Here is a 16,353-nt window from a genome sequence, read left to right as displayed (position 1 = left end):
CACTGGTAATGGCCGACATTATGGAAGGCGTCTTTTCCTTTCTTCAGGGTGGTTAATGACATTATATCCGTCAATCCCTGGACAAACAATACCGTCAACAAGTGGACGTTTTTAACCAGCATTAACACCTTATAAAATGAAAAAGGCAGATCATGATAAAACATTTGTTTAGTGAAAAGGACTACACTTTAATTTCAAAGAATGATAGAGGAATCAGAATATAGTAGCTCTATCATGGTAAGAGAAACATCATCAAAATAATTTAATATAGAAACCCAGTCATATCAACGATTAAAGGTGAGGTGGTCATGAGAAAAGCCATTATAACGTTAATTGTACTTATAATAGCAGTTGGATCTTATCTTATTTTCATGAAGACCAATACAATTACATTTAGCGATGCTCTTTCCAATGCAATGGAGGAAAATAATGAAATACAAGGCGAGGAAGTAATAAGATCCATTGACATTACTAGAAGGCACACAGCGAATGATGGGGATTCACAGGGGCATGAATATATAAAAATTGAAGAGGAAGAAACAATAAATGAGATTATGGAGCACACTAACGATATGAGATTAAATAGAAATAATGAAAACCCTGAAGTATGTTACTTCATGTCCATTAATACGAATCATTCAAGTTATGATTTAATAATTGGATTAGACGATTACATTTGGATTAATGATAGATCTTATCAGGTAGAAGGAGAAAACAAGCTTTTAGAAATAGTTAGCTCATTTGATTATGAATAAACATGCCTTCAGTTTAGTGATGAAACTAGTACACTTTCTATGGAATAGGGGTAGTGTTTTTTCATAAACACTTTGTTATCCAATAACAGTAATGCCTGATAAAAAGCCTTTCATTCATGAAAGGCTTTTTACTTTTAGAAAATGTACCGTTAATCACGATAAGGTTTAACAAGATGCTTCCAATTGAGAGGCAGTTCGTAAGTTTTTAGGTGTTTGTATTTTGTCAACTTTACTTGCTCAGGCAAGAGCGGTGAAATTTCAAAAGTTAACCGATCCTTTCCTACGGAGATATGAGGACCGATTACTGGTTCAACTTCAAGAGTGAATGTAAAGTGAAATGACCGAAAACCAGCTACTCTTTTTGTATCAATCATTTTTATGTCATAGGGGTAAACAGTCGGTATTTCTAATAACATTTTTGAATAGTAATTCCCAATTGCTTTATCAAGAGGGTCGAGAAGAAATAGCATTAACGCATCATGAACCATTAATTCTCTTGAATCTGTTGTGACATCGCTACCTTTAGCTGAAATAGGGTTTGGGAAAAGTATACTTAGAGCTAAAAATAAGGTCATGAAAAGAATAAGACGTTTCATTTTGCTCCACCTTGTGTGTCGGAGATTTAGTACATATATCTTTCCATCTTTTTTGAATTTAATGCAGCATATTGGACAACTTGATCGGAATAGAAGTGGTTGACTGTATTTATAAACAAGGAGATGGTTCAGAAGTGGCAGAGGGAGACAGATGTAAGTGGAGCGTTAATGGATAATTAAGACAACGTACTGGTATCTAAGCCTCACAAAAGAAAAAAGTAAAGGGTGCTTTACTATACGATGAGTAATGAAAAGGGAGGCTGTTGATTGAAAAACAAACTACCGGTTTATAGGAAGCAAAATGGCTATTCACAAGACAAACTGGCAGAAAAACTTGGCGTTTCAAGACAAACCATAATTTCAATTGAAAAAGGAAAATATAATCCTTCGCTTCCGTTAGCACTGGTTATGGCGAAATTATTCAATACGTCGGTAGAAGAAATCTTTTATTTAGACGATGAGGATTTAAAGAAGTACGTTAAAGAATAAATACAGGAGGCAATTAAAATGGCATCTCAAAAAACCTTTTTTATCATAGGGGTTTTGTTATCATTTATTTTTGTTGTAAGACTCTTTTTCTTTTTTATGACTGACAATCAAGAGGCGATTGTATATGCTGTGGAACTTTTGAATTGGGGTTCTATCGCAGTAATGGCTTTTTGCTATAGTTATCTTTTCCCTCAATTTAAGGAAAAAGATGAAAGAGCGCAGACTATAAGGCAAAAAGGGATATATTACGCTATGTTTGTAATGATAATCTCTCTAATTATAATAATGCTACTCATTCAATATAGTATTTTATCTTTAACAACCCTTGCAGTCGTACGAATTTTAATCTCATTAGTTCTTATAACCATTTCATTATCTTGGGTTATACTTGCAAAAAAAATGTAATGCGAAAGATGAGTATCCAAACTGAAATGTCAGCTCTATTCTGCACTCAGCCCGGAGGAAAAACCATTTTCCTCCGGCTTTTAAACTCGTGTGCAGCTTTCATTCATCGCTTCCTGGATGTGTGTTTACACAGTGGCCTTTTGCAGCTTGTCGATGAATTTCAATGATCGTCCTGTGCCGATTGCGACGGATTCGAGCGGCGTGGGGGCGATATGGACAGGGACGTCGATCTCGGTTGAAAGCCATTCCTGAATGCCGTTGAGCAGGGCGCCGCCGCCGGTGAGCATGATGCCTCGATCTACAATGTCACCGCTCAGCTCGGGCGGACAGTCCTCTAATGTCGAGCGGATTGATTCGAGCAGCTGGAGCATATGCTCTTGAATCGCCTGCTGAATTTCCGTGGAGCGCAGCGTAACGGTTTTTGGCAGGCCGTTCACGAGGTCGCGTCCTCTAATCTCCATCGTCATTTCCTCGTGGGTAATCGGAGCGTAGCCAATTTCCATTTTGATCTGCTCGGCCGTGCGTTCGCCGATCAGGACGTTGTAAGACTTTCGCACGTATTGAATAATGCCTTCATCGAGCTTGTCGCCGCCAATTCTGACGGAGCTGCATGAAACGACGCCGCCGAACGAAATAATCGCGACTTCGGTTGTGCCGCCGCCGATATCAACGACGACATTGGCCACCGGCTCTTCGACGGGAAGGTCGGCGCCGATGGCGGCCGCAACCGGTTCTTCAATGACATGAACCTGTTTGGCGCCGCAGCTTTTCACGGCGTCGAGAATGGCCCGCCGTTCGACCGAAGTCGAGCCGGAAGGAGCGCAGACGACGACATTCGGCTTGCGCATGGCCAGACCAAGCTGCTTGCTTGCCTTTCGCATAATCGCTTTCAGCATTTTCGAGGTCATATCAAAGTCAGCGATTACGCCATCCTGGAGTGGGCGGACGGCGACAATATTTGCTGGCGTCTTTCCGACCATGCTTTTCGCTTCGAGGCCGACGGCCAGCACCTCCTGCGTTTGGGTGTTTATCGCCACAACGGAAGGTTCGTTTAAAATAATTCCTTTTCCTTTGCTATATACAAGTAGGTTCGCAGTTCCTAGGTCAATTCCAATTTCAACATTATTCCACATTTTTTTCACCAACTTCATAGATTTCATTGTCTAGGGTAACATTTTAACAATGAACAAACTCGAAAAATAGAGACGGAACGCTTATCTTCTATGTAAGAATATGAGAGAAAGTCAAGTGGATAAAGAGATTCAGCGGATTTAATGGAAAACGTTGCTAAAAACGCCGGTACTTAGGTCTTAAGCCTGGTGAAGGATGGAGGGGGGCGGAAGCTTTTTTTCTTTAAAGCAACATTAGGAGGGGAGACAAAGCCAGTTAGCATACAGTAGCAATGGCTCCGCTCGCCACAATCCCGTTGTGAGAAACCCACTCACAACGGGATTTAAAAGATAGTGGCGGCTTCGCTCATTGCTTGAGGCTGGGATAAAAGATGAAAAATAACCTTTTATCCCAGCCTCTATAGTAAGGTGGGGAGGTGACAAGAGCGTAGGCCAAGCATAACCTGCTCTTACATAGACAATACCCGGCCACCTCCGGATTAAAACCTCATTCTTTTTTCGATTATCGTCTGGCGATCCGTTGCAAATGCAATGTTAAATAAACCGCCTCCGTCTCAGGTACTTTTTTTTCTAATGACTGCTCCATCATCTCCAAAAGAGTCGATGCTAATTCATAGCAAACGGGGTACTGCGCCTGGAGAATGTCTTTCAGCGCATCCTGGTTATCGTCATACTGATCTTTGTTGATCAGTTCAATCGAATGGCGAAGATGTCTGACGAGGCGCAAATAGTTGATGTCTTTGCGGTCAATTGACAGCTGCAACGTGTTCTCCACTTCCTGCACGATTTCACCGATCAGCCACGTATGCTGATTAACTTCCTGAATGGAACGCTTCGTCAGCGCGCTATGAATGTGGAGGGCGACAAAGCCGATTTCATCCGGCGGGATCGAGACGGAAAGCTCCTGGTTGAGCCGGGCGATAATTTCGGCGGCAACATCAAATTCTTTCGGGTAGGCAAGCTCTGTTTCAGGCAGGAAAGGATTCTTAATATCCAGCTTCTGCTTGACGCGCTTCACCGCATAAAAAAGATGATCCGTCAGCGCGCTATGAATATGCTCGTGAAGCCGGATGGAAAAGCGCTCCTCGACATGCTCAATCACGTCGTTCATTAACCCGATAAAATCTTCATCTATATAATGTAACAGCTTTTTATAGCGTTCCTGTTCTTTCGCTTCCTTCAGGACAAAGAATTTTTCAGCCTGTTCACCGGCAACGAGTTCACCGTTTTTTTTACCGAAGCCGAGTCCTTTGCCAATTAAAATGACTTCATTGTAGTCCGGGTGATGCGCTATAATAACATTATTGTTTAATACTTTTTTGACAGCTAGCATAGCTTCCCCTCCCGTTTTCATCATAGCGGGAATGCTGAGGAGCGTCAATGAACGAAGCTTTGACATTCTTGGCTCTTCTGGCTGCACTTCCCTATTTTCATAAACTTTACTAGAAAGAGAGGCGGATGGATGACCCCTCTAACGATAGACGAGATTAAGCAGGTCGCTGTTAAGATTAATAAAAGAACATATGACTATGAAGCGCCATTTCTGCAAAAGGTTGATCAGATTTTGGATGAAAGTGAAGGTAAGCATGTCGAGACGGTGCTGAATGAGGCCTTTACCGGTCTGCTTGCCCAGGTTGATCGGGAAATCGAAGAAATGGAAAGCGAGCTTGGAGTACGGCCGAGCTGCGCGCTTGGCTGCGATCATTGCTGCTATTTTCCGATTATTGTAACGCGGCTTGAGGTGAAGCTGATGCTAAAAGTGATCAAAGGCTGGCCGGCAGAGCGGCGACAGAGGATGGCAGCGCAAATTGATGGGTATTTGACGACTTATCAGGCGGAACTGGCGGAATTAGTCGAGCTGGACTTTCGGGAAAATCCAGCCTTTAAGGAGCGTTATAAGCAAAAAAATCTTCCATGCATCATGCTCGATCAAGAGACACGGACATGCATGGCGTACGAAATCAGGCCGATTCCATGCCGCACTTATTTAAATTATGCAAGCCCGCACGTTTGTCAGGAAAGTCATGTGCCGGCGGAACCACTTAGCTATGAATTTCTCTACCCTTTTTATGTAGGGGGGATGGCCGAGGTGCTGGCGGAAATTCTTGAAGTGGTCGAGGACAGTGCGCTCGGTTTTTCTTATCCACAGGATGCCGCCGAGGTTCATTATCTCCCATTGCTGCTGCAGGAGGAATGGAGAGGGGGAGCTGTCATTGCCGGAGAGTAACGAAGAGGATCGCCCGATTTTAATGTTTGACGGAGAGTGCAACCTATGCAACGGTTTCGTTGATTTTATATTACGTAAGGAGAAGGATCACCGCTTCTTGTTTGCTTCGCTGCAATCTGAACGGGGAAGGCAGCTGCAGGAGCAGTTTGCGATAGCGCCGACGGTTGATTCCGTTATTGTGATTAATGATAAGGCCGCTTATCTTTACTCCGATGCTGTATTTCAAGTAATGAAGGCGTTGCCTTGGTATTTTCGGCTATTGCTTGTGCTGCGTGTTGTACCAAAGGCCGGACGTGACCGGCTCTACCGGCTTGTCGCGAAAAACCGTTACCGTCTTTTCGGGAAACGGGAGAGCTGCCGCCTGCCGACTGCGGAGGAAAAGAGCCGGTTTTTGCAATAGCAGTTTTTTCTTATTTTAGTCTTAGGAAAAATCATGGTATGATATAAGTATAGAAATAGAACTGCCGGAATGTGAGACACGATGCGTTAGTATGAGAGAGAATCTGGGAGGGATACCGATGGAAGAGAAAAAAATAGCTGCCTATCTTCAGGAAAGGCTGACTGAAGCCAAACGTCAATTTGAAAGAACGGTGGACTGTAAGCACACGGAATTTGATGATCTCTATCCATATATGACAGAGCAGCCGCAGTTTTTCTGGTACAAACGCTATGTCGCTTGGCAGGAGCTGTTAACCGTCGTCAAAATAGCGGAAGATCTCGATGTTCCGTGGAAGGATTTGTTTCTTGAAAAACAGGCTTCCTTTGTTGAAGCAAGGGTGCTTGATGCCAAGGTGCTGGATAATTGGTATGAAGAAGAGCTTGAAGCCGAATCAGCACAAAACGATAAAAAATAACGAATGTCCGCTATTGGAATTCCGTTCCTGTAGCGGTTTTTTCTTGGGGTTTTCCTAAAGGCCATCATGTTGGGGAAGCTCTCCTTGTTGTGATAATGTAGGAGGAATAGGGATGAAACCGACACAAACCATTCGCCAGAAAATACGGCTGTTTCTCATCGTGATGATGCCGATTTTGGTGACACAGCTTGGTTTATACGCGATGAATTTTTTTGATACGATGATGTCCGGGCAAGCGGGGGCGGAGGACTTGGCCGGGGTGGCGATCGGCTCAAGCTTATGGGTTCCGGTCTTTACCGGGCTGAGCGGTGTGCTGCTCGCTTTGACGCCGATTATTTCCCAAACGATTGGCGCTGACCGCAAGGAAGACGTTCCGTTTTCTGTTTTGCAGGGTGTGTATTTATCCGTTTTTCTTTCCGTTGTGATTCTGATCAGCGGGGCGCTCGTCATCGAGCCGATCCTTGCTTATATGAGCCTTGATGCCGATGTTGAGCATATCGCTTATCATTATTTGATCGGGCTTGGTTTTGGCGTGCTGCCATTGTTTATTCAGACAGCCCTGCGCTGCTTTATTGATTCGCTCGGCCAGACGAGGGTGACGATGCTCATTACCTTGATCGCGCTTCCGATCAATGTGTTTTTTAATTATGTTCTTATTTTCGGCAAGCTCGGTTTTCCGCAGCTCGGCGGAATCGGAGCGGGCTATGCTTCCGCTGTGACCTATTGGGTGATTTTGTTCATTACGATTTATTTCGTCAGCCGGGTGCGCCCGTTTGCGGCGTATGGCATTTTTAAAACGTTTGTTAACGTCTCGCTTGCGAAATGGAAGGAAATTTTATGGCTCGGTTTGCCGATTGGATTTACGATTTTCTTTGAAACGAGTATTTTCGCTGCCGTTACGTTGTTAATGAGTACATTTGACACGGCGACGATTGCGGCTCATCAAGCAGCGATCAATTTCGCTTCGTTTCTGTATATGATTCCATTGAGCATGGCTTTTACGTTAACGATTGTCGTCGGCTATGAAGTCGGGGCTAAGCGGCTTACTGATGCGAAGCAGTACAGCAAGCTCGGGATGGTCATTGCGATCGGCATGGGGATTGTCGCGGGAATTATCATTTTTCTCTTGCGTGAACCCGTTTCCCGTCTTTATACGGTAGATGCGGCTGTCGCTGTGTTGATTCAGCAGTTTTTGATTTACTCGATTTTCTTTCAGCTTTCTGATGCGATTGCCACCCCGATTCAAGGGATTTTGCGCGGCTATAAGGATGTCAATATTCCATTTTTGTTCGCGTTCGTTTCCTTCTGGTTAATCGGGCTGCCAACAGGATATATTCTCGCCAATTACACCAACTTCGGCCCGTTTGGCTACTGGATCGGGCTTATTACCGGTCTTGCCGTCGCCGCCATTGCCCTGCTGGGCCGCCTGGCAAAAGTGGAGAAAGGCGCAGCTCAAAGCCGGCTTGAAGGCTGAGGTGGCTGGAGCAATGGCTTCACGCGCCACAAGCCCGTTGTGAGTGGTTTTCTCACAACGGGCTTTAACAAATAGTGGCGGTTTCGCTCATTGCTTCGGGACTGGGGAAAAGGTGAAAAACAACCTTTGTCCCAGCCCTGCTAATTCAGCGTAATATGAGAGTCGCGATGCTGGTACACACCATCGAGTTCGTCCTTAACATCTTCTTCAATTTCATCGTTTGTCGGCAGGGAGTCATAGCTTTCAATAATCGTAAATGTTTCAAGACAGAGCAGATGATAAGGGTATTTTTCACCATGGTCGCAAATGATCGCGTAAAGCTTGTTTCCTTTCGTACTGACCAAATCCCCCGGCTCCTGAACCGACCGCTTCCGATTAATCGTGATATTCACCTACCATCACCTCTTTTTGACACCCAGTATAGCCAAAGAAAGAAGTAAATATACAAGGACTCGTCCGAAAAGGTTGGTTTTTACCTTTTCGGACGAGTCCTAAGCAATGTGCGGAGTCGCTACATCATTTATAAGCATAGAGAGGAGTGGGGTCCTCCTCTCTATGCGAGTAGCGAACGAAGCCATTGCAGCATCCTGAAACAGGGGGGAAGGTTGGTTTTTACCTTTTCGGACGAGTCCTAAGCAATGTGCGGAGTCGCTACATCATTTATAAGCATAGAGAGGAGTGGGGTTCTCCTCTCTATGCGAGTAGCGAACGAAGCCATTGCAGCATCCTGAAACAGGGGGAAGGTTCTTCTCTTCTTAACTTTGCGCAGAACAGAGCCGCTGCTATCCTCTCTGAACTGTCCAGCTAATCCCTTACTGTTTCTTCTTATTCGCTTTGTTGCCGCCCTCGTCGACAAGCTCGCTGGCGACCTCCTGATTAAACAGGTTGCGTTGCGGAGTTTGGTTATTGGTCAGGGCTTTGTCTTTTTGCGGTTGACGTTTTTTCATCGAAGCAGCTCCTTTTCTTCATTTGTGAAATAGCTCTTTCGCTGTTAGTATTTCTGTATTGGCATAATTTATTAAGAGCTTTTCACAGACAAACGAGGAGAACCAGCTCTCGGAATAGGAAGGTGCAGACATGGCAAAGCAGAAATTTTATGTAGTCTGGAAAGGGAGGAAAACAGGGATCTTTCCTACATGGGCGGAATGCGAGGCGCAGGTGAAGGGCTTTACAGGAGCTCGTTTTAAATCATTTGCGACAAAAGCAGAAGCGGAGAAGGCGTTTAACGAGGGGGGCTTCAAACAATCATCGGCAAAGCGTGCTGAACCGCTGGCGACGTTTGATGAAGAAATCGATTACGACAGCATTTCGGTCGATGTTGGATGTCGGGGAAATCCGGGTATTGTGGAATATAAGGGCGTCGACACGAGGACAGGAGAGGTGCTTTTTTCTCACGATGAAATTCATATCGGCACAAACAACATGGGAGAGTTTTTGGCGATTGTCCACGGTCTTGCTTATACGAAGCAGCGCGGTGAGACGAAAACGATTTACTCCGATTCTTTAACGGCAATTAAATGGGTGAAGCAGAAAAAGGTGAACTCTTCGTTGAAACGAACGGAGGAAACAGCCTATATTTGGTCCCTCGTCGAACGAGCGGAGCGCTGGCTACAGACAAACACGTATCAAAACAAAGTGAAGAAGTGGCATACAGAGAAATGGGGAGAGATTAAAGCGGATTATGGACGTAAATAATGGTCCTCCTTCCCTGGCGCTCCGGACAGGCTGTCCCTCTAATGAAATCAGATTTTAAAAAAATCGAAAAGAGATGGTGAGACAGATGAACGAGTATACGCAGTATGACCTGGTCGGAGTAGGGATTGGACCCTTTAATCTTGGACTGGCTGCCTTAGCGGAGGAGGGGACATCCTTAAAGACGGCATTCTTCGATCAAACTGAAGTCTTTCAATGGCATCCGGGAATGCTGCTGGAGCAGGCGAACTTGCAGGTGCCGTTTTTGGCCGATTTAGTTACGATCGCCAATCCGCAAAGCCGGTATACGTTTTTAAATTACATTCATAAACAGAATCGGATGTTTCCGTTTTATTTTTTTAAGCGTTTTGACATTCCTAGACAGGAAAATAATGAGTATTGCCGCTGGGTGGCAAATCAGCTGGCAAACTGCCATTTTGGCTACGAGGTTGTCAATTGCCGCTATCAAATGCAAGATGGCGTCTATCTTCTGACGATAAAACATGTTCGGACCAAAGAGGAGAAAACCGTCTTGGCACGTCATGTTGTGCTTGGGACAGGAAGTGTTCCCCTCATTCCGTCCCCGCTTCAAGAAGTGCTCAATGACGATGTCATCCATTCCGGCAGCTACCTTCATTATGCAGCAGAAATGAAAGAAGCGCGTTCGATTACGGTCATCGGTTCAGGGCAGAGCGCCGCTGAAATTTTTCATGACTTGTTGAAGCAGCAGGAGGCTCATCGCTATCAGCTCACCTGGTTAACGAGGTCGGCCGGCTTCTTCCAATTAGAGTCGGGGAAGCTTGGACAGGAGGTCTTTTCCAATGATTATGTCGATTATTTTCATCGGCTCTCGTTTGAGCAGCGGCAGGATGCTTTGCCGACCTTGGAAAGCTTGCGAAAAGGCGTCGAGGAAGAGACGCTGAAAGCCATTTATGAGCTGCTTTATTATCGGTCTGTTGGAAAAGAGCGGCTGCCGGTCAGAATCCAGGCTATGACGGAGATAGACGGGATTGTCCCGGAGGAGCAAGGCTATCGGCTTGAATGTCATCAGTGGCAGCAGAACAAGTCGTTTACGCTCCGTTCAGAAAAGGTGATTCTTGCCACCGGCTACAAGCCAAACCTGCCCGGCTGGCTGATCGAGATGGAGAATGAATTGGAGTGGGAGGACGATAAACGCTTCGCCGTTACCCGTGATTACCGGTTGAAATGGAAGGAAGAGCGTAGCGGGCATATGTATACACTGACGAATCTTGAACATACTCACGGAGCCGGGGCGACAAACCTCGCCTTATCGGTTCAACGGAACCAAATGATTCTTAATGCGATTACGGGAGAAGAGGTATATCCTCTACCGTCGCAAACTGTTTTTCAGCAGTTTGGAATTGAGGGTAAAGAGGAGTAACAAAGGAGACAGAAGTGTCGACGAGGCTTGGCCGAAGGGGTGTTTTTCCCTTTTGCCAAGCCTCTAAGCAGTGGGCTTGAAGCAAGTGAAGCTGTCGGCATTTGATCATTTTATTTCAAAAATTCAGAAAAGTTGTTGAACTTTTTCGGAAGATCAGCTAGAATAGAAATGTGAAAGCCCTTTCAAAAAATCAGGTTCATTCCAAGGTTTATAGAGGAGCAGGCTGAGAACCTTTTAGCCGCAGCCCTATAAAATAAATAAGCAGGCGAAGGGGAGGTTACATGAAAGTAGGAGTTTTTGCCGTGTTGCTGGCCACTGAACCATTACACGAGGTACTTGATTACTTGCAGAAGAAGGGAATAAATACCGTGGAAATCGGGACTGGAGGCTTTGTGGGGAATGCGCATTGCAACCCGACTGAATTGCTTGCCAATCCAGAAAAGCTGGCAGCCTTTAAGCGTGAATTTGAATCGCGCGGTATGGAAATAAGTGCGCTAAGCTGCCATGGGAACCCTCTGCACCCTAACGTCAAACGGGCTCAGGACGATCATCAGACTTTCGTTGATACAGTCAGGCTTGCAGCGAAGCTGGGGGTTGAGAATGTCGTGACGTTTTCCGGATGTCCTGGTGAATCAGAGCAGTCGCGGTATCCGGTATGGAACACGTGCACGTGGCCAAATGATTTTGCTGAAGTCTCCGAATGGCAATGGGAAAAGAAAGTAATTCCGTATTGGAAGGAGCAGAATGCGTTTTTGGCGGAACAAAATGTACGCGCGTCCATTGAGCCGCATCCGGGCTTTGTCGTTTACAATACGGAGACGATGCTGAGGCTGAGAGCAGAATGCGGAACTCAGATTGGCGCTAACTTTGATCCGAGTCATTACTTTTGGCAAGGGATGGACCCGGTCGCTTGTATCCGGGAGCTGGGCAAGGAAAATGCTCTCTTTCACTTTCATGCGAAAGATACGAGAATTGACCGGCAAAATAGTGCGCTTAACGGCGTACTCGATTTAAAAAGCTATCGTGATCTGGCGAACCGCTCGTGGATTTTTAGAACAGTCGGGTACGGACATGGGGAGGAGATTTGGAAAGAGATTATTAGTGAATTGCAAAGGATCGGCTATGATGGAGCAATCAGTATTGAGCATGAGGATGGATTGATGAATCATCTGGAAGGACTCGAAAAAGCCATCTCCTTTTTACAAAGCATCATTATTGAAAAACAGGAGGTGGAGATGTGGTGGGTGTAGAGAAGCGTAAAATCAGAATCGGCATGGTCGGCTATAAGTTTATGGGAAAGGCTCACTCTCATGCGTATCGCGATGTTTCCTTTTATTTTGATAATCAGGTTGAACCGGTTCTTCAGGCAATTTGCGGCCGCGATCAGGCTGCCGTAAAGGAAGCGGCGGAAAAAATGGGCTGGCTCAGCTATGAAACGGACTGGAGAGCACTGATCGCCCGTGACGATATTGATTTAATCGATATCGTAACCCCGAATAGCAGTCATGCGGAAATTGCGATTGCGGCAGCTGAAGCCGGGAAGCATGTGTTTTGTGAAAAGCCGTTGGCGATGACATTGGAGCAGGCGAAGCGAATGCTGGCCGCCGTTGAAAAAAATAATGTCCTCCACATGATCAACCATAATTACCGTTTCGCTCCGGCTGTGCAATTTGCCAAGAATTTGATCAATTCGGGGCGTCTAGGAAGGATTTATCATATTCGCGCGACTTACTTGCAGGACTGGATAATGGATCCGCAGTTTCCACTCGTATGGCGGCTATCCAAGGAAGCGTGTGGTTCAGGCGCGCACGGCGATTTAGCTGCGCACAGCATTGATCTAGCGAGATTTCTTGTAGGGGAATTTAATGAGGTTAGTGGATTAATGGAAACCTTTATAAAGGAACGGCCGCTTGTTGAAGGAAGTTCCGGCTTAAGCGGAAGTGCGTCAAGCTCAAAAACAGGACCAGTACATGTCGATGATGCCAGTTTATTTCTCGCCCGTTTTGAGAATGGGGCAATCGGGACCTTTGAAGCGACTCGTTTTGCCGGTGGAAATCGAAACGGCAATCGCTTTGAAATTAACGGTGAAAAAGGCTCGGTTCGTTGGGATATGGAGAAAATGAACGAACTGGATGTTTATTTTCACGATGATGAAGTCAATGTTCAAGGCTTCAGAACAATAAGCTGCACGGAGGAGGGGCATCCATTTGCCGCTGCTTACTGGCCGGCAGGACATATTATTGGCTATGAACATACTTTTATCAATCTAGTAGTAGAATTAGTAAAAGGACTTGAGAAAGGGGAAAGTCCAGCACCGAACTTTGTTGATGGTATGAAAAACCAGGCTGTGCTGGAAGCTGTTGAGCGTTCCGCAAGCTTGAAAAGATGGGTCGCCATATCAGAAATAGAATCAAAATTCAGCTAACATTTGTACGCGCGTACAAAATTTGAACGCGGGTACATACGAGAAAGGAAGAGCAACAATCGCAACGAGAAAAGATGTCGCAAAAATGGCAGGAGTATCAGAAGCAACCGTATCTCGTGTCTTCAGTGAACAGGATGCGGTAAAGGAGCATACAAAGCAAAAAGTTCTAGCAGCAGCCAAGTCGCTAAACTATTATCCAAATGTGATGGCGAAAAACTTTGCAAAACGTAAAAGCGGGAATATAGGGGTGATTTTACCCTATTTACCAAAGGTGAAGCTGTTTTCTGTTTATTATTTTTCTGAGATTTTAAATGGGATTGGCGAGGCGATTGAAAAAGAGGGCTATGATATGCTGCTATTATTTCAGCGTGTCGGCCAGCCGTATGATTACAAAAAATATTTTCTGAGTCATAAGATTGATGCAGCGATTATATTAGGCGCGAAGGATTCACCTGAAGAAAGGGATTCACTGCGGGAGCTAAGGGATGCCGACTTCCCTTTCTGTCTGGTCAACCAACATTTTGACGGTGAGCAATTTTGTGAAATTGACGCTGAGCATGTGGCAGGCAGCTATGCTGCTGTGACTCATTTAATTGAGCAGGGCTGTCAGAACATCGCTTTTCTCAATGGACCTCTTGCCTATTCGAACAGTCTTGATCGTTTGAAAGGCTATCAGAAAGCCTTACAGGATCACGGCCTTTCAGGACAGGAACAGGCGGTTTTCTATGGTCAATACAGTCTTACGAGTGGTTATAAGGTGGCAGATGATCTGTTATCAGGTCAGCTGTATGACGGTATTGCGGTTGCTAATGACAGAATGGCGATTGGTCTTATGCAGCGGATGAAGGAGCTTGGGATCAAGCCGGGAGCTGATATAGCGGTTGTTGGATATGATGACTCCGATGCTTCCGCGATGTGTGATCCGGCTTTATCAAGCGTTCATGTTCCCTTTTTCGAAATGGGCAAACGATCTGTCCAGCGGCTTGTTAATCAACTGGCCGCTCCACACATGAAGCTGTTTCAAGAGAAGCTGGAAACAAGGCTGCTCATTCGGGAGAGCTCTCAACGAAATCAAGTCAAATAAGAATGTTCATGTAGGAGTAGGAGGAACTGGTGATGAAAAAGGCATTGATATTCCAAGGAGGCTGGGAAGGTCATGAGCCTGCTGAAGTAGCTGAGATTCTGGCCGGCATTTTAAAGCAGGAAACGTATGAGGTTGATATAACGGATACATTGGAAACGTTAGAAAAGGCTGAGCTAACGGGCTATGACTTAATCGTGCCGAATTGGACACAGGGCACGATCACGAAGGAGCAGCTTCAGCCTCTCCTTGACGCTGTTGCCGCCGGTACAGGGCTGGCCGGGTTGCACGGAGGAATGGGAGACAGCTTTCGGATGGCAGTGGATTATCAATTTATGGTGGGAGGTCAATGGGTAGCACACCCGGGCAATGAATTTGTTGAATATCAAGTCCGGATTCTTGATCAAGACCACCCGCTTACCGAAGGAATCAATGATTTTACCGTCGTTTCTGAGCAGTATTATATGCATGTTGACCCTGCTGTAAAGGTTCATGCGACGACAAAGTTTCCAATTAGTGAAGGGCCACATGAGGCAAATGGCGAGGTTGAGATGCCTGTCGTTTGGACGAAACGCTGGGGGAAGGGAAAGGTCTATTACTGTTCTCTGGGACATGTGGCAAAAACGGTGAATATGCCGGAAGTCATTACCTTAATGCGAAACGGAATGGTCTGGGCGACACGATAAGGGGGCGGGTTGACGATGAAAATTGGAGTGATCGGATGTGGGAATATTAGCAGCATCTACCTTGAGAACTGTCAATCATTTGCTGAAATAGACGTAAAAGCTTGTGCTGATTTACATCGGACTAAGGCAGAGCAGCAAGCAAAGAAATTCGGAATTCCTTTTGTTTACACGGTCGAAGAGCTGTTAGCGGATCAGGAAATTGAGGTTGTCATTAATTTGACGATTCCAAAGGTTCATGCTGAAGTTAGCCGGCGTGTGCTTGAAGCAGGTAAGCATGTCTACGTGGAAAAACCATTAGCGGCCGAGCTTGACGAGGGAGAGGAGCTTGTCGCTCTTGCCGCGCAGAAAGGTTTGCGAATTGGTTCGGCTCCGGATACGTTTTTGGGAGCTGGCATTCAAACGTGTAAAAAGCTAATTGACGAAGGGGCTATTGGTCGGCCGCTTGCTGTCACTGGATTTATGCTGAGACCTGGACATGAGTGGTGGCACCCCGATCCGGCATTTTTTTACGAACGGGGCGGTGGTCCGATGTTCGATATGGGGCCTTATTACTTAACGGCATTTGTTCAGCTTCTCGGTCCGATGAAGCGAGTGACCTGCTCTGCCTCCAAAGCCTATTCAGAAAGAGTCATTACGAGCGAACCAAAATATGGCGAAAAAATTCCTGTGGAAACACCAACCTATTTGGCCGGGACGATTGAATTTCAAAACGGAGTCATTGGAACGCTGATTACAAGCTTTGATACATTTGCCAAAACTGACTACCCGAATATTGAAATTTTCGGGACGAAGGGGGTGCTGCGCGTCCCTGATCCAAATCGTTTTGGAGGGCCGGTATATGTGAAAAAGCAGGGGGAAGAAGAATGGATGGAAGTAGAATTGACACATTCTTATGATTATAATGCGCGTGGGCTAGGCGTATTAGATCTTGTCACAGCGATAAGAGAGAATCGTGAGCACCGGGCGAATGGAAATGTCGGGCTGCATGTACTTGAAGTGATGCATGGCTTCCATAGAGCAGCAGAGGAAGGACGGCATTATACAGTGAAGAATCAGTGTGATATTCCTAAACCGTTGCCGGAAGAGAAAAAACAGGCCGGATTTGAAAGCGCTATCAAAAAAGTAAAGGAATGATGA

Annotated in this window: 19 protein-coding genes; 14 read left to right on the top strand and 5 right to left on the bottom strand. The window is 45.6% G+C overall.

Annotation, left to right across the window (positions count from 1 at the left end; genetic code table 11):
* Positions 1–308 precede the first annotated feature (308 nt).
* A complete protein-coding gene (locus M3202_RS10390; RefSeq protein WP_251223269.1) occupies positions 309–755 on the top strand; it encodes a hypothetical protein in 447 nt (148 codons plus the stop codon).
* Between the two features lie 149 nt (positions 756–904).
* Here M3202_RS10390 and M3202_RS10385 read toward each other — a convergent pair whose 3' ends face one another.
* Entirely contained in the window at positions 905–1,351 is a 447-nt protein-coding gene (locus tag M3202_RS10385) for a DUF3888 domain-containing protein (RefSeq protein ID WP_251223268.1), read from the bottom strand.
* A gap of 267 nt (positions 1,352–1,618) precedes the next feature.
* Here M3202_RS10385 and M3202_RS10380 point away from each other — a divergent pair, with 267 nt between their 5' ends.
* Together M3202_RS10380 and M3202_RS10375 are read left to right on the top strand one after the other, a co-directional pair.
* Complete coding sequence (locus M3202_RS10380) at positions 1,619–1,840, top strand: helix-turn-helix transcriptional regulator (protein ID WP_251223267.1); 222 nt, start codon at positions 1,619–1,621, stop codon at positions 1,838–1,840.
* Positions 1,841–1,858: 18 nt separating this feature from the next.
* Positions 1,859–2,245, top strand: a complete 387-nt coding sequence (locus tag M3202_RS10375; RefSeq protein ID WP_251223266.1) for a hypothetical protein — start codon at positions 1,859–1,861, stop codon at positions 2,243–2,245.
* Positions 2,246–2,370: 125 nt separating this feature from the next.
* Here the strand turns inward: M3202_RS10375 and mreBH are convergent, their stop codons facing one another.
* On the bottom strand, positions 2,371–3,378 hold the full coding sequence (mreBH, locus tag M3202_RS10370) for a rod-share determining protein MreBH (RefSeq protein WP_251223265.1): 1,008 nt from the start codon (positions 3,376–3,378) through the stop codon (positions 2,371–2,373).
* A gap of 499 nt (positions 3,379–3,877) precedes the next feature.
* Positions 3,878–4,708 carry a glucose PTS transporter transcription antiterminator GlcT gene (glcT, locus tag M3202_RS10365; RefSeq protein ID WP_251223264.1) on the bottom strand — a complete coding sequence of 277 codons (831 nt, stop codon included), beginning with the start codon at positions 4,706–4,708 and terminating at the stop codon, positions 3,878–3,880.
* A 129-nt stretch (positions 4,709–4,837) separates the two neighbouring features.
* Here glcT and M3202_RS10360 point away from each other — a divergent pair, with 129 nt between their 5' ends.
* From M3202_RS10360 to M3202_RS10345, 4 genes are all read left to right on the top strand, one after another.
* The gene (locus M3202_RS10360) at positions 4,838–5,602 is read left to right on the top strand and encodes a YkgJ family cysteine cluster protein (protein WP_251223263.1); all 765 of its coding nucleotides are present in this window, start codon (positions 4,838–4,840) and stop codon (positions 5,600–5,602) included.
* Entirely contained in the window at positions 5,589–6,002 is a 414-nt protein-coding gene (locus tag M3202_RS10355; protein ID WP_251223262.1) for a thiol-disulfide oxidoreductase DCC family protein, read from the top strand. The genes M3202_RS10360 and M3202_RS10355 overlap by 14 nt, the downstream gene beginning before the upstream one ends.
* 118 nt (positions 6,003–6,120) lie before the next feature.
* Complete coding sequence (locus tag M3202_RS10350; protein WP_251223261.1) at positions 6,121–6,456, top strand: hypothetical protein; 336 nt, start codon at positions 6,121–6,123, stop codon at positions 6,454–6,456.
* A gap of 112 nt (positions 6,457–6,568) precedes the next feature.
* Positions 6,569–7,930: an MATE family efflux transporter gene (locus M3202_RS10345; protein ID WP_251223260.1), complete on the top strand. Its 1,362-nt coding sequence runs from the start codon at positions 6,569–6,571 to the stop codon at positions 7,928–7,930.
* Between the two features lie 140 nt (positions 7,931–8,070).
* On the opposite strand, the gene M3202_RS10340 is transcribed toward M3202_RS10345, so the two are convergent.
* Both M3202_RS10340 and M3202_RS22345 read right to left on the bottom strand, forming a co-directional pair.
* A complete protein-coding gene (locus M3202_RS10340) occupies positions 8,071–8,322 on the bottom strand; it encodes a hypothetical protein (protein ID WP_251223259.1) in 252 nt (83 codons plus the stop codon).
* A gap of 420 nt (positions 8,323–8,742) precedes the next feature.
* Positions 8,743–8,877: a hypothetical protein gene (locus tag M3202_RS22345; protein ID WP_285890382.1), complete on the bottom strand. Its 135-nt coding sequence runs from the start codon at positions 8,875–8,877 to the stop codon at positions 8,743–8,745.
* A gap of 130 nt (positions 8,878–9,007) precedes the next feature.
* On the opposite strand from M3202_RS22345, the gene rnhA reads away from it, so the two are divergent.
* From rnhA to M3202_RS10305, 7 genes are all read left to right on the top strand, one after another.
* The gene (gene rnhA, locus M3202_RS10335; protein ID WP_251223258.1) at positions 9,008–9,625 is read left to right on the top strand and encodes a ribonuclease H; all 618 of its coding nucleotides are present in this window, start codon (positions 9,008–9,010) and stop codon (positions 9,623–9,625) included.
* 85 nt (positions 9,626–9,710) lie between these two features.
* Complete coding sequence (locus M3202_RS10330; RefSeq protein WP_251223257.1) at positions 9,711–11,024, top strand: lysine N(6)-hydroxylase/L-ornithine N(5)-oxygenase family protein; 1,314 nt, start codon at positions 9,711–9,713, stop codon at positions 11,022–11,024.
* A gap of 281 nt (positions 11,025–11,305) precedes the next feature.
* Positions 11,306–12,274 carry a sugar phosphate isomerase/epimerase family protein gene (locus M3202_RS10325; protein ID WP_251223256.1) on the top strand — a complete coding sequence of 323 codons (969 nt, stop codon included), beginning with the start codon at positions 11,306–11,308 and terminating at the stop codon, positions 12,272–12,274.
* 23 nt (positions 12,275–12,297) lie between these two features.
* Positions 12,298–13,449, top strand: coding sequence for a Gfo/Idh/MocA family protein (locus tag M3202_RS10320; RefSeq protein ID WP_251223279.1), 1,152 nt, complete (start codon positions 12,298–12,300; stop codon positions 13,447–13,449).
* Between the two features lie 22 nt (positions 13,450–13,471).
* Positions 13,472–14,533 (top strand): LacI family DNA-binding transcriptional regulator, encoded by a 1,062-nt coding sequence (locus tag M3202_RS10315; protein ID WP_285890381.1) that lies wholly within the window; start codon positions 13,472–13,474, stop codon positions 14,531–14,533.
* A gap of 32 nt (positions 14,534–14,565) precedes the next feature.
* Positions 14,566–15,216 carry a ThuA domain-containing protein gene (locus M3202_RS10310; protein ID WP_251223254.1) on the top strand — a complete coding sequence of 217 codons (651 nt, stop codon included), beginning with the start codon at positions 14,566–14,568 and terminating at the stop codon, positions 15,214–15,216.
* Positions 15,217–15,231: 15 nt separating this feature from the next.
* The gene (locus tag M3202_RS10305; RefSeq protein ID WP_251223253.1) at positions 15,232–16,350 is read left to right on the top strand and encodes a Gfo/Idh/MocA family protein; all 1,119 of its coding nucleotides are present in this window, start codon (positions 15,232–15,234) and stop codon (positions 16,348–16,350) included.
* Positions 16,351–16,353: the final 3 nt, after the last annotated feature.

The sequence above is a fragment of the Halalkalibacter oceani genome (genome assembly GCF_023715605.1).
Classification (GTDB): domain Bacteria; phylum Bacillota; class Bacilli; order Bacillales; family Bacillaceae_D; genus Halalkalibacter; species Halalkalibacter oceani.
The sequence above is the reverse complement of the archived record's forward strand: the minus strand, read 5'-3'. Positions and strand labels throughout refer to the sequence as shown.

Bases quoted from the DNA above. Each gene is read 5' to 3' on its own strand.
- M3202_RS10310 (WP_251223254.1), top strand. From the start codon at position 14,566: ATGAAAAAGGCATTGATATTCCAAGGAGGCTGGGAAGGTCATGAGCCT.
- M3202_RS10390 (WP_251223269.1), top strand. From the start codon at position 309: ATGAGAAAAGCCATTATAACGTTAATTGTACTTATAATAGCAGTTGGA.
- M3202_RS22345 (WP_285890382.1), bottom strand. From the start codon at position 8,877: ATGAAAAAACGTCAACCGCAAAAAGACAAAGCCCTGACCAATAACCAA.
- M3202_RS10350 (WP_251223261.1), top strand. From the start codon at position 6,121: ATGGAAGAGAAAAAAATAGCTGCCTATCTTCAGGAAAGGCTGACTGAA.
- M3202_RS10375 (WP_251223266.1), top strand. From the start codon at position 1,859: ATGGCATCTCAAAAAACCTTTTTTATCATAGGGGTTTTGTTATCATTT.
- M3202_RS10305 (WP_251223253.1), top strand. From the start codon at position 15,232: ATGAAAATTGGAGTGATCGGATGTGGGAATATTAGCAGCATCTACCTT.
- M3202_RS10385 (WP_251223268.1), bottom strand. From the start codon at position 1,351: ATGAAACGTCTTATTCTTTTCATGACCTTATTTTTAGCTCTAAGTATA.
- glcT (WP_251223264.1), bottom strand. From the start codon at position 4,708: ATGCTAGCTGTCAAAAAAGTATTAAACAATAATGTTATTATAGCGCAT.
- M3202_RS10360 (WP_251223263.1), top strand. From the start codon at position 4,838: ATGACCCCTCTAACGATAGACGAGATTAAGCAGGTCGCTGTTAAGATT.
- mreBH (WP_251223265.1), bottom strand. From the start codon at position 3,378: ATGTGGAATAATGTTGAAATTGGAATTGACCTAGGAACTGCGAACCTA.
- M3202_RS10320 (WP_251223279.1), top strand. From the start codon at position 12,298: ATGGTCGGCTATAAGTTTATGGGAAAGGCTCACTCTCATGCGTATCGC.
- M3202_RS10345 (WP_251223260.1), top strand. From the start codon at position 6,569: ATGAAACCGACACAAACCATTCGCCAGAAAATACGGCTGTTTCTCATC.
- rnhA (WP_251223258.1), top strand. From the start codon at position 9,008: ATGGCAAAGCAGAAATTTTATGTAGTCTGGAAAGGGAGGAAAACAGGG.
- M3202_RS10325 (WP_251223256.1), top strand. From the start codon at position 11,306: ATGAAAGTAGGAGTTTTTGCCGTGTTGCTGGCCACTGAACCATTACAC.
- M3202_RS10330 (WP_251223257.1), top strand. From the start codon at position 9,711: ATGAACGAGTATACGCAGTATGACCTGGTCGGAGTAGGGATTGGACCC.